The following is a 12303-nucleotide window of genomic DNA, read 5'->3' on the forward strand; positions in this document are numbered from 1 at the left end:
GAAGCGCCGTGCCGCTGCCCACGCGACCCCTGCGCAAGCTGGGTTTCCTGACCATCGGCCTGTTCGACGGGGACGACCCCCGCCCAGGACACGAGTCGACCCTGCGGATCATCGAGCTGGGCGAACAGCTCGGCTTCGACAGCGCATGGGTACGCCACCGCCACCTCCAATACGGCATCTCCTCCCCCGTCGCCGTCCTCGCCGCCGCCACCCAGCGCACCACCCGCATCGAGCTGGGCACCGCGGTCATCCCGCTCGGCTGGGAGAACCCGCTGCGGCTGGCCGAGGACCTCGCCACCGTCGACATCCTGTCCGGCGGCCGGCTCAACCCAGGCGTCAGCGTCGGCCCGCCCATGCACTACGACCGGGTCAAGGACGCGCTCCACCCCGGCACCGCCGACCTGGAGGACTTCAGCTACGAGCGGGTACGGCGGCTGCTCGGCTTCGTCCGCGGCGAGGCGGCCACCTCCTTCAGCGGCACCGAGGGCTTCGAGGTGTTCTCCGACCGGGTGCAGCCGCACTCGCCGGGCCTGGGCAGCCGCATGTGGTACGGCGGAGCCAGCCTGCGCTCGGCCCGGTGGGCGGGCGAGCACGGCATGAACTTCCTGACCAGCAGCGTCGTCAAGGCCGAGGAGTCGGAGGACTTCGCGCAGATCCAGCTCTCGCACGTACGGGAGTTCCGCGCCCGGCACCCCCTCGGCGACCAGGCCCGCGTCTCCCAGGGCCTCGTCGTCATCCCCACGGACTCGGCCAGTCCGCAGCAGCGGGCCAGATACGCCGAGTACGCCGCCAAGCGCCTGCCCCGCACCGCCACGCCCCGGGGGCCGGCCCGCATGCTGTTCGCCCCCGACCTGGTCGGCACCGCCGCCGAGATCGCCGAACGGCTGTACGCGCACGCCGCCTTCCAGGAGATCGACGAGGTGGCGTTCGCGCTGCCGTTCACCTTCGAACACGAGGACTACGTCCAGATCCTCACCGACATCGCCACCAAACTGGGGCCCGAACTGGGCTGGCACCCGGCCTGACCCCAATAGACGATCTTCGCCGTGTTCGATCCTCAGACTTCCTGGGGTCGGGTGAACAGGAGGAGGTAACGCCAGAAGAGCAGGCGGCGGATGGTCGCTCCCGGTAGAGGCCGAGGATCGCGAGACTGCCTCCCGGTACGAGCGCGCGGCGCAGGCGGGTCACCGTCGCGAACGGGACGTGACCAGGCCGCGCCCGGCCAGGCGACGGGCGAACGCGCCGGTGCCGCAGCCCGACGTCCAGGGCCTTCTTCGCACCTTCTGGGATTCCCCGAATGAGCAGCTCGTGATAGTGCTCGTTGTGATCGAAACCCATGCCCGGACTGTACTCGCGGAACTTCCTCGATCGTTTCGCGGTCGAACAGAACGGGAGTACTTGTCTCGGCGGGCAGGAGGGGCACGATGTGGAGTGAGGCGTTGGCGGCGTTGGTCGCGGCGGGGGCCACGACGTTGGTGTCGGAGATGACCACCGATGCGTGGACGTCCGTGAAGCAGCGGTTCGCCCGGTTGATCGGGCGGGGCGACCCTGAGCGGGAGGAGGTCGTGGTGCGACGGCTGGAGCGCTCGCGGCAGGAGCTCGTCGGCCGGAGCGGGTCCGAGCTGGAGCGGGCCCGCGCCGAGCAGGAGGCGGCGTGGCGGTCGCGGCTGAGCGACCTGCTGGAGGACGATCCCGACGCCGAAGCCGAGCTGCGGGAGCTGGTCGCCGAGTTCGGCGCGGGCGCCGTCGCCGCCGGCGAGCGTTCCGTCGCGATCGGCGAGAACACCGGCATCGCCTCCACCGGCGACCGTGCCACGAACGTGCAGTTGCGGGCCGAGGCTTCGGGCTCCGGCCGCGTCTACCAGAGCGCCCGCGACCAGACCATCAACGAACGATGACCACCCCACCATCGGACGACCCGCCGACGACCCCACCTCAACCGGAGGGACCCACTACGACGGGCTCCGGGGTGGTGGAGGTGCGGATGGAGGCGGCGGCCTCTGGGAATGCGCGGATCTACCAGGCCGGGCGTGACCAGGTCGTCAACGAGACCGTGCTGCCGGAGATCGTGCTGCGGCCCGTCACCGAGGTCGTCGCGCCGCCTGGGCTGGTGAATCTGCCCCGGCACACCCGGACGTTCGTGGGGCGCGGGGACGAGCTGGCGCGGCTGGCGGCGGCGCTGCGGGGCGGGAACGAGGTGGTGGTCTCCGCGGTGCACGGCCTGGGCGGCGTCGGCAAGTCCACGCTGGCCGCTCACTACGCGCTGGCCCAGGCCAGAAGGCAGGACGCCGGGCGGCCGAACCCGGTGTGGTGGATCACCGCCGAGTCCGGCCAGGCGGTTAGGACCGGGCTGGCCAGGCTGGCGGTCGCGCTGCAGCCGGAGCTGACCACGGCCCTGCCGTTGGAGGCGCTGGCCGAGCGGGCCACGGCCTGGCTGGCCGCCCACCAGGGCTGGCTGCTGGTGCTCGACAACGTCAACGAGGTCGCCGACGTGCAGCCGCTGCTGCAGCGGGTCCTGACCGGACAGGTGCTGGTGACCAGCCGCCTGGGCGAGGGCTGGCACCGCCTGGACGCCCAGGTCCTGCGCCTGGACGTGCTGAGCGAACGGGAAGCGATCGAACTCCTCACCCGCCTCGCCGCCCCGGAGCTCGTGGACGGCGGAAACCTGGACGGCGCCGCGCAGCCTGCGGACGCCGGTGACCCCGGCAGAGCCGCCGCGGCCGTGCCCGGGGAGAGCGGGGGTCTCGATGGGGCTGCTGAGTTGGTGCGGGAGCTGGGATACCTGCCGTTGGCCATCGAGCAGGCCGGGGCTTATCTGCATCAGACGAGGATCGCTCCGCGCGAGTATCTGGAGTCGCTGCGGCGGCAGCCGGCCGTCATGTACGACCAGGTCGCCCGTGGCGGCGACGCCGAGCGGACGATCGCGCGGGTGTGGCGGCTCACCCTCGACCGCCTGGCCGGCACCCCGTACGCGGTGGACGTGCTGCGCGTCCTGGCCTGGTACGGCGCGCAGCCCGTCCCCCGCACGCTGCTGGACGGCATGGACGCGGGCCAGGCCGAGGTGCGGCACGCGCTCGGTGAGCTGGCCGCCTACAACATGGTCACCCTGGACCGCGAGACGGTCACCGTGCACCGGCTGGTCCAGGCCGTGACCCGCACCCCTGACGACGCCGACCCGCACCGCCCGGCCGCCGCCGTCGACGCCGCCCGCGCCCTGGCGACCGTCCTGCTCGACACCGCGGCCGCCCCTTCGCCGCGTGACCCGGCGGGCTGGCCGCTGTGGCGGGCGCTGCTGCCGCACGTCATCGCCTTGACCGAGCACGCCGCCCCCGGCACCGACACGCTCACGACCGCGGGCCTGCTCGACAGGACCGGCGTCTTCCTCAACGGCCAGGGCTCGCTGGAGAGCGCGATCGAGCTGCACAGCAGGGCCCGCGCCACGTGCGAGCGGCTGCTGGGCGAGGACGATCCGGCCACGCTGTCGTCCAGTGACGGCCTCGCGAGCGCCTACCGCGCGATGGGCGACCTGGAGCACGCCGTCCCGATCTACGAGGAGACGCTGGAGCGCACGGAACGGCTGCTGGGCGCCGACGCCCCGCAGACCTTGACCACCCGCAACAACCTGGCCGCCGCCTACGAGGCGGCGGGCGACCTGCGCCGCGCCATCCCGATCTACGAGCAGACGCTGGAGAGCTCGCAGCGCGTGCTGGGTGCGCACGACCCGGACACGCTGACCACCCGCAGCAACCTCGCCCTCGCCTACCAGACCGCGGGAGACCTGAGCCTCGCCACCCGCCTGTTCCGGCAGACGCTGGACGACCGCGAGCGCGTCCTGGGCCCTGACCACCCCGACACGCTCACCTCCCGCAACAACCTGGCCCACGCCTACCGGGAGGCCGGCGACCTGCGCCGCGCCGCGGAGCTGGACGAGCGCACGCTGGCGGACCGCGAGCGCGTGCTCGGCCCCGACCACCCCGACACCCTGACCTCACGCAGCAACCTCGCCGTCACCTACGAGTCGGCGGGCGACCTCGGCCGCGCCATCGCCCTGTTCGGGCAGGCGCTGGAGGACCGCGAACGGGTCCTGGGCCCGGACCACCGTGACACGCTCACCTCCCGCAACAACCTGGCCCACGCCTACGAGGCCGCGGGCGACGTCCGGCAGGCCCTGCGGCTGTACGAGAGGAACCTGAAGGACCGCGAACGCCTCCTCGGCCCCGACCACCCCGACACGCTCATCTCCCGCAACAACCTCGCCCACGCGTACCAGTCGGCGGGAGACCTCGCCGAAGCGCGACGCCTGCACGAGCAGAACCTCGAAGACCGCGAACGCCTCCTCGGCCCCGACCACCCCGACACCCTGATCTCCCGCAACAACCTCGCCCACGCCTACCAGGCCGCGGGAGACCTCGACCGCGCCATCCCCCTGTTCCAGCGCACGCTGAAGGACCGCGAACGCGTCCTCGGCCCCACCCATCCCGCCACGCTGAACTCCCGCAACAACCTCGCCATCGCCTACGACGCCGCAGGCGACTCGCGCCGCGCACTCCGCCTGCTGGTGGAGATCCTGGTGGACCGCGAGCGGATCCTGGGCCCCGACCATCCCGACACCCTCGCCTCACGCAACAACCTCGCCTACGCCTACGAGTCGGCCGGCAACCACAAGCGCGCGGTCCAGCTGTACGAGGAGACGTACGCGGGCTCGGAGCGGGTCCTGGGCCTCGACCACCCCGACACGCTGATGTGCCGCAACAACCTGGCCGCCGCCTATCACGCGGCCGGTGACGTGCGCCGCGCCACTCCCCTGCTGAAACGGGCGCTGGCCGAGTGCGAGCGGGTGCTGGGCTCCGGCCACCCCACGACGACGCTGGTGCGGGCCAACCTGCGAGCGGTCCTGCGAGGCCGGCCATAAGCCGCTTCCACCAGGGATGGCGCATGGTCGCGGCCCTGGCCGTCACCCAGACCATCGGCTACGGCGTGCTCTACTACGCCTTCTCCGTCTTCCTCACCCCCATGACCCGCGACCTGCGGGCCGGCGGCACGCAGGTCGCCGCCGCGCTCACCCTCGCCGTCGCGACCACCGCGCTGTGCGCGCCGTTCGCGGGCCGGTGGCTGGACGCCCGCGGCGGGCGCGGCCTGATGACGGCGGGGTCGGTGCTCGGCACGCTCGCCGTCCTGGGCTGGTCGCAGGCCCACACGCTGCTCCAGCTGTACGGGGTGTTCGTGGCGATCGGGGTGGCGTCGGCGATGGTGCTGTACGAGCCCGCCTTCGCCATGATCATGGCCTGGTTCGACGGTCGCGGCAGAGCTGACGCCCTCCTGGCGGTGACGATCGTGGCCGGGTTCGCGTCGTCGGTGTTCCTGCCGCTGTCCGGCCTGCTGGTCGAGCTTTACGGCTGGCGCCAGGCCCTGGTCGTGCTCGGGCTCGGCTACGGCCTGGCCGCGATCCCGCTGCACGCCCTGGTCCTGCGCAGGCCCGCGCACCAGGCCGCCAAGGTCACCGCCACGACCAGGGGCGACCTGGTCAGGTCCGCCGTACGGGGGCGCCCTTTCTGGCTGCTGGCGGCGGCGTTCACGGCGCACAACGGCGCGGTGGCGACCATCGCGGTCCTGCTGGTCACCTACCTGATCCACCTCGGGCACCCGCCGGTGTTCGCCGCGACCGTCGCCGGGCTGCTCGGCGTGCTGTCGGTCACCGGCCGCGTGGTCACGACCGGTTTGCGCCGCCGCTGGGCCGCCGCCCCGGTCGCGGCGGGCGTCTTCGCGGTGCAGGGGGCGGGCGCGCTGCTGATGCCGGTGGTGGCGGGGAGCGCGGCGGGGGCGATCGGGTGCGTGCTGCTGTTCGGGATCGGGTTCGGGGTGGGCACGATCACGCTGCCGTACCTGCTCTCCGAGCGGTACGGCACCACCGCCTACGCCAGCCTGTCGGGCCGGATCGCGCTGTTCGCGGTCGCCGACAAGGCCGCCGCCCCGCTCGCCGCCGTCGCCCTGGCTCAGGCGGCCGGGTACGGCTGGGTCATGGGCGCGGTGGCCGCCGCCTGCGGGGTCGCGGCGCTCGCCCTGCTGGCCTACCACCGCTTGTGACGCGAGAGATGAACACGGTTATCGTTGCCTTCTAATGCGGCTGGCGGGAGGATCGAGTGCGCGGACGATCGGTGATCATGGTGCTGGCGCTGCTGGCGGCTATGGCCGGCTGCGGCCAGGCTCAGCAGGACGGAAAGAGGCTCACCCTGGCCGCTCCACGCGACCTGGTCGCCGGGCCGGAGGATCCGTACTTCGTCCACGAGACCTTACGGGTGTGGGAGCCGCTGGTGACCGTGGACGACGAGCTACGGCCGGTCCCCGCGCTGGCCACCTCGTGGGACAGCGCGGACGAGGGGCGGCGGTGGACGTTCACGCTGCGGCAGGGGGTGCGCTTCAGCGACGGCACGCCGCTGACCGCCGAGTCGGTGGTGGCCAACGTCGAGCGGTTCCTGCGCATCGCGCCCCGGCAGTCGGCCTTCTTCAGCCTCGACGCGGGCATGGAGGCGGCGTACGGCAGGCTCGGGCGGGTGCGGGCCGAGGGCGGCAAGGTGGTGTTCGAGCTGAAGGAGGGCGTGGCCGACCTGCCGGGCCGGCTGGCCGGGTTCTTCAGCATGGTGCAGTCGCCGAAGGCGTTCGCGGGTGGCGACTCGTTCGGCGACCGGCCGATCGGCACCGGGCCGTACACGCTGGCGAGCTGGACCAAGGGGCAGCAGGCGGTGCTCACCGCCAACCCGCATCACCACGGCGGCGCACCCGCGTACGACACGATCGTGGTCAAGGTGATCCCCGACGCCAACGCCCGCGTCGCCGCGTTACGCGCCGGCGAGGTGGACGGACTGATCGACAAGGGCGCGCTGCTGCCCGCGCAGGTCGCCGCGGTCGCCGCCGACGGCCGCTTCCGGGTGGTGCGCAGCCCGTCGGTGCTGACGCACTACCTGACCTTCAACGCCTCGCGCCCGCCGTTCTCGGACCCGCGCCTGCGTGAGGCGGCCGACCTGGCCATCGACCGGCGGGCGATCGCCGCCACGTTGTTCGCCGGCACGGCCAGGCCGGGCGCCGGCTTCCTGTCCCCGGTCTTCGGCGATCTCGCCGCCCCCGGCGGCACCCCCTACGACCCCGGCAGGGCGCGTGCGCTCGTGTCCGCAGCGAAGGCGCCGGAGCGGCCGGTCACCATCCTGATCTCGGCGGCGGAGACCGGCCAGTTCCCCTACGCCGACGTCGCCGAGGTGCTGCGTGCCGCGTTCGAGCAGGCGGGGCTGCCGGCGCGGGTGAGCGTCACCGAGGCCACCAAGTCGGCGATGGAGGCCGGCGACTACGACGTCTTCCTCAGCGCGTACAGCGTGCCGAACGCCGACGCCGACTACCTGTTCCGCCGCTTCCTGCGCTCGGACGCGTCCTGGAACGTCGATCGCCGGCTCGGCTACCGCAGCCCGGAGTTCGACGCGCTGGTGGACCGGGCGGCGGCGGAGACCGACCAGGGCGAGCGCCGCGAGCTCCACCACCGGATCCAGCGGCTGCTGGCGGCCGACCGGCCGATGATCCCCCTCGCCTATCAGGACAACCCGATCGTCACGACCACCGAGGTCGGCGGCGTGACGCAGAACGTGGCGTACGTGACCGACCTGGGCGAGCTGGCGCCCGGCACGTGATCGCCGTCCTCCTACGCCGCCTCGCGGAGCTGCTGCTCGTGCTGCTGGCGCTGTCGGTACTGGTCTTCCTGCTGACCTCGCTCGCGCCCGGCGACCCCGCCGAGGAGATCCTGCGCCGTGGCGGCGGGCAGCCGACGGCGGCCGCGGTGGCGGCGCTGCGCGCGGAGCTGGGGCTGGACGAGCCGCTGTCCAGCCGGTATCTGCGGTGGGTGCTCGACGTGCTGGGCGGCGACCTCGGCCGGTCCTACGTCGACCGCTCCCCCGTGGCGGGCGAGATCGCGGCGCGGCTGCCGGCCACGCTGCTGCTGGCCGTGACGGCCGCGGCGGTGTCGGCGGGGCTCGCGCTGCTCGTCGCGTTGCCGGCCGTGGTCCGGCCGCGGGCGCTCGACAGCCGGATCCTCGCGCTGGTGACGGTGGCGGCCGGCGGGGTTCCTCCGTACATCGTGGGCATTGTGCTGATCAGCGTGGTGGCGGTGGGATGGCGGCTGCTGCCCACCGGCGGTCCTGACTCGGTGGTGCTGCCCGCGCTCACGCTCGGCCTGACCGGGGCCGCGACGCTGCTGCGGCTGCTGCGCGCGGACCTGGCGCGGGCGCTGCGGCGGCCGTTCGTCCGGCTCGCGGCGGCGAAGGGGCTGCGGCGCCGGCGCACGGTCGTCGTGCACGCGCTGCGCGTCGCCGCGCCGAACGCGGTCACCGCCATGAGCCTCGTCGTGGCGGAGTTGCTGGCCGGGGCCGTGGTGGTGGAGACGCTGTTCGCCTGGCCCGGCGTCGGGCAGCTCGCCGTGGCGGCGATCAGGCAGCGGGACGTGCCGGTCGTGCAGGCGTACGTGCTGGTCGTGGCGGTGGCGACGGTGCTGCTGCTGGCGGTGACCGAGCTGTGCCTGTCGGCCCTGGACCCGCGGCTGCGAGGTGGGGAACGATGACGGGCCGGGTCGTCGGGTTCATGCTGGTCGTGGCGTTCTGCCTGGTGGCGCCTTTTCTGACCGGGTACGACATCTCCACGCCTGATCTGGGGCGTGCCCTGCTGCCGCCCAGCGCGCGGCATTGGCTGGGCACCGACCAGCTCGGCCGGGACCTGCTCACCAGGACGGCCATAGCGGGCCGTACCTCGCTGCTGGTCGCGTTCGCCGTCACCGCCATCACCACCGCGCTCGGCACGCTCGCCGGCGCGGTGGCCGGGCTGGCGGGCGGGGCGGCCGAGCGGCTGCTGCGCTTCGCCGCCACCGTGGCGCTCGCCCTGCCGGGGCTCACACTGGCGCTCGCTCTGGCGGGCGTGCTGCCGCCCGGGTACCCCACGGTCCTGGCCGCGCTCGTGCCGCTCGGCTGGGTGAGCTGCGGCCTGGTCGCGCACACGGCGACGCGGCGGGTGGCGCGGGCCGACCACGTCCTGGCCGTACGCGCGATCGGCGCGTCGCCGCTCTACCTGCTGCGCAGGACGATCGCCCCGCACCTGGCCGGCCCCGTCCTGACCGTCGCCACCGCCGACTTCGCGCGCACCCTGATCGCCGTGACCTCGCTCGGCTTCCTCGGCATCGGGCTGCCGCCGGGCGCCGACTGGGGCGGCATGGTGAGCGAGGCCACCCCGCTGCTGGTCACGGCGCCCCGCCTCGCGGTCGTGCCCGCGCTCGCGCTCGCCCTCACCGGACTGACCCTCGCGCTCATGGCCGACGCCCTGCGGGGAGCACGCCGCGGCAGGTGTAGGGGCCGAGCGGGTCGGATCCCGCGCTCTCGGCGACGTAGCGTGCGGCGGGGGGCGCCGGACTGCTCGACGGAGTAGTACAGGTACCACCGGTCGTTGATCTGCTCCGGGTACGGCGTCCACATCGTGGTGCCGTTCGTGCGATGCGCCAAGGATGCGGCGGCTTCCGTGCCGGTCGCCGTGAAACTTCCGTGAGAAGGGGGTCAGGCCAGGCCCTTGCGGAAGGCGATGGCCGTCGCCTCCGTACGCGTCGTCGCGCCCAGTTTCGTGAGGATGTGGGAGACGTGGACGCCCGCCGTGCTCGGGGAGATGTGCAGGCGGGCGGCGATCTGGCGGTTGCTCAGGCCCTCGGCGATCAGCTTGAGCACGTCGTGCTCGCGTTCCGTCAGGCCCTCCTGGGGTTGCCGGGGGCGGCCGAGCAGGGCGATCTCGCGGGCGAGCGGCGCGGCGCCCAGGTCGTCGGCCAGCCGGGCGGCCTCGATGAGGCGGGTCGTCGCGCCCTGCCTGTCGCCCGCCTCCAGCGCGGCCCGCGCGCCGTGGAACAGGCACAACGCCAGCTCGTACGGCTGCCGCAGCTCCCGCCAGGCCGCCACCGCCTCGTCCCAGCCGTCGTCCTCGATCAGCGCGTGCAGCATGACCTGCCAGGCGCGGTCGAGCCGCCCGTCCACGCCCAGCCGCGCATCGACCGCGACGAGCTCGGCCTTCCTGGCACCCCGGCCTCGCTGGGCCAGGGCGCCGGCCACCAGGATCGGGCGGGCGTCGCTGGAGTAGACGCGGGTGAGTTCGGGGTCCTTCAGGGCGCGTTCCAGGATCAGGTCGGCTCGGCCGGGAGCGCCCTGGGCGACCGCCAGCAGGCAGAGCAGCTGGTAGCGGGAGAACAGGCCGTCGCTCTCGACGTGCTCGACGGCCGACGCGGCCGAGGCCGCCGCCGCGACGTCGCCGCGCAGCAACGACAGCTGGCCGCTGAGGACGAGCAGGGCCTGCCGTGACAGCGGCGGCGGATCCTCCTGGAGGCTGTCGCGCAGCAGGGCGTCCGCCTCGTCCCACCGCCCGGCCAGGATCAGCCCGCGCGCGGCGTGGCGGGCCAGTTCGGCGCCGCGGCTGCGGCCCAGCCCGTAGCGGCGGGCGCGGCTCAGGCCGTCGCGGGCGGCGGCGACGGCGCTCGGGTGGTCGCCCGCCATGGTGTGCAGGATGGCCTCGTACATCGGGACGGTCATGAGCAGGTCGTGGCCGTCGAGCCGCCCGGCGAGCGTGCGGGCCCGCGCCACCATGCCGAGGTCGCGCGTCATCAGGCCGACGCCCAGCAGCCCGCGGACGGTGACCGTGGGGTCGCCGGTGCGCCGGCCGATCGCCAGCGCCTCCTCGAACGGCTCGCGCGCCCTCGCCACGTCGGGCAGCAGGCCCATGGCCAGGACGCCGAGCAGCCGGCCCCGCTGGACGCTCCTCGGGCCGGCGGGCAGGAGGGCGAGCGCGTGTTCCCAGTCGGAGACGCCGGTCGCCTTCAGCCGGTGCCGCAGCCTGCCCCGGTGCTCCAGGAGCTGGGCGGCCCGCTCGGGCTCGCGCCGCTCGTCCACGGCCTCCAGCCCCTCGGTGGCGTACTCGACGCCGCGCGCGTAGTCGCCGCTCAGCATGCACGCCTCGGCGATCTCGGTCAGCACGCCGATCCGGTCGACGCCCAGGTCCACCTCCGCGTCCCAGAGGTCGAGCACCTGGCCGAGGAGGCGGACCTGCTCCTCGTACGCGTACGTGCGGCGCGCCCGCCCCGAGGCCAGGTACGCGGCGGACAGGGCCAGCCGGCGATCCCCGGCGGCGTGGGCGTGCGCGGCCAGCTCCGCGTGAGCCTCCGAATCGCGCAACGCCTCGGCATACCGGGCGTGCAGGCGGGCCCGCTCGCCCGGCAGCAGGTCCTCGTACACCACGTGCCGGATCAGCGCGTGGCGGAAGTCGTAGCCGTCGCCGGAGACGACGAGCAGGCTGCGATCGACCAGCTCGCGCAGCAGGGCGTCCAGCTCGGCGCCGCCCTGCCCGGCGACCCGCTCCAGCAGCCGGTGATCGACCCTCCCGCCCGCGACGGAGGCGACGCTCAGCAGTTCGCGGGCCGGGGCGGGCAGCGAGCGCGGGCCGTGCAGAAGAAGGCTGCGCAGGCTGTCGGGGGTGCGCTCGCCGGCGCGGGCGAGAGCCTCGACGAACAGCGGGTTGCCGTCGCTGCGCTCGTGGACCCTGCGTACGGTGGCGGCGTCGGGCTCGGCGCCCAGGATGGCGGCGAGCTGGCGGCCCACGCCCTGCCGGTCGAGCCGGTCCAGCCGCAGCAGGGTGGCGCGCGGGCGGCGGGACAGCTCCGACAGCAGCTTGTCGCCGGTTTCGAACGGCCGGTGAGTGATCGTCAGCAGGACGCCGGGCTGCGTGAGGTTCCTGGCGAGGAAGCCGAGCAGCTCTCGGGTGGCGGCGTCGGCCCAGTGCAGGTCCTCGATCGTCACGACGACGGGGCGGCTCGCGGCCACCCGCTCGACCAGCGTCAGCACCTCCTCGAACAGCCGGTGCCTGCCGCCCTCCGCGTCGCCGGCGTCGCCCAGCTCGGGGAACCAGCGGGCCAGCTGCCGGTAGGGGCCGGGCAGCGCGCCCTCGACGCGGATCAGGCGGCGCAGCACGGTCACGAACGGCGCGTACGGCAGGCTGTCGCTGCCCAGCTCCGTACAGGCGCCTTCGACGACCAGCGCCCGCGGCCCCAGCGACCGGGCGAACTCCGCCAGCAGCCGCGACTTGCCGATGCCGGCCTCGCCGGCCACGAGCGTCAGCGCGGGGCCCTGCTCGATGGCCGTGTCCAGGGCCGCCGCCAGCTCGGACAGCTCCTCGTCCCGGCCCACGAAGACCGGGCTGACCACACGTTCCGCCATCATCGCGCCAGCATATAAATACAGAGATCACCCGATG

Annotated in this window: 8 protein-coding genes; 7 read left to right on the forward strand and 1 reads right to left on the reverse strand. The window is 74.0% G+C overall.

Annotation, left to right across the window (positions count from 1 at the left end):
- The first annotated feature begins 8 nt into the window (after positions 1-8).
- The 7 genes from ACFFR3_RS08445 (at position 9) to ACFFR3_RS08475 (ending at position 9450) form a co-directional block, all read left to right on the forward strand.
- Positions 9-1025 (forward strand): LLM class flavin-dependent oxidoreductase, encoded by a 1017-nt coding sequence (locus tag ACFFR3_RS08445; RefSeq protein WP_345407527.1) that lies wholly within the window; start codon positions 9-11, stop codon positions 1023-1025.
- Between the two features lie 459 nt (positions 1026-1484).
- Positions 1485-1898: a hypothetical protein gene (locus ACFFR3_RS08450; RefSeq protein WP_345407530.1), complete on the forward strand. Its 414-nt coding sequence runs from the start codon at positions 1485-1487 to the stop codon at positions 1896-1898.
- Complete coding sequence (fxsT, locus tag ACFFR3_RS08455) at positions 1895-4912, forward strand: FxSxx-COOH system tetratricopeptide repeat protein (protein ID WP_364373184.1); 3018 nt, start codon at positions 1895-1897, stop codon at positions 4910-4912. The genes ACFFR3_RS08450 and fxsT overlap by 4 nt, the downstream gene beginning before the upstream one ends.
- Before the next feature lie 23 nt (positions 4913-4935).
- A complete protein-coding gene (locus ACFFR3_RS08460; protein ID WP_364373187.1) occupies positions 4936-6084 on the forward strand; it encodes an MFS transporter in 1149 nt (382 codons plus the stop codon).
- Between the two features lie 56 nt (positions 6085-6140).
- Positions 6141-7673, forward strand: coding sequence for an ABC transporter substrate-binding protein (locus ACFFR3_RS08465; RefSeq protein WP_345407545.1), 1533 nt, complete (start codon positions 6141-6143; stop codon positions 7671-7673).
- On the forward strand, positions 7670-8596 hold the full coding sequence (locus tag ACFFR3_RS08470; RefSeq protein ID WP_379482884.1) for an ABC transporter permease: 927 nt from the start codon (positions 7670-7672) through the stop codon (positions 8594-8596). The genes ACFFR3_RS08465 and ACFFR3_RS08470 overlap by 4 nt, the downstream gene beginning before the upstream one ends.
- Complete coding sequence (locus ACFFR3_RS08475) at positions 8593-9450, forward strand: ABC transporter permease (RefSeq protein ID WP_379482885.1); 858 nt, start codon at positions 8593-8595, stop codon at positions 9448-9450. The genes ACFFR3_RS08470 and ACFFR3_RS08475 overlap by 4 nt, the downstream gene beginning before the upstream one ends.
- Positions 9451-9575: 125 nt before the next feature.
- Here the strand turns inward: ACFFR3_RS08475 and ACFFR3_RS08480 are convergent, their stop codons facing one another.
- Positions 9576-12269 carry an ATP-binding protein gene (locus ACFFR3_RS08480; protein WP_379482886.1) on the reverse strand — a complete coding sequence of 898 codons (2694 nt, stop codon included), beginning with the start codon at positions 12267-12269 and terminating at the stop codon, positions 9576-9578.
- Positions 12270-12303: the final 34 nt, after the last annotated feature.

It is taken from the genome of Nonomuraea salmonea (genome assembly GCF_042428605.1).
GTDB classification, from domain to species: domain Bacteria; phylum Actinomycetota; class Actinomycetes; order Streptosporangiales; family Streptosporangiaceae; genus Nonomuraea; species Nonomuraea salmonea.

Excerpts from the sequence above, each read along its gene's own strand:
- ACFFR3_RS08450 (WP_345407530.1), top strand. The coding sequence starts at position 1,485 with ATGACCACCGATGCGTGGACGTCCGTGAAGCAGCGGTTCGCCCGGTTG.
- ACFFR3_RS08475 (WP_379482885.1), top strand. The coding sequence starts at position 8,593 with ATGACGGGCCGGGTCGTCGGGTTCATGCTGGTCGTGGCGTTCTGCCTG.
- ACFFR3_RS08480 (WP_379482886.1), bottom strand. The coding sequence starts at position 12,269 with ATGATGGCGGAACGTGTGGTCAGCCCGGTCTTCGTGGGCCGGGACGAG.
- ACFFR3_RS08460 (WP_364373187.1), top strand. The coding sequence starts at position 4,936 with ATGGTCGCGGCCCTGGCCGTCACCCAGACCATCGGCTACGGCGTGCTC.
- fxsT (WP_364373184.1), top strand. The coding sequence starts at position 1,895 with ATGACCACCCCACCATCGGACGACCCGCCGACGACCCCACCTCAACCG.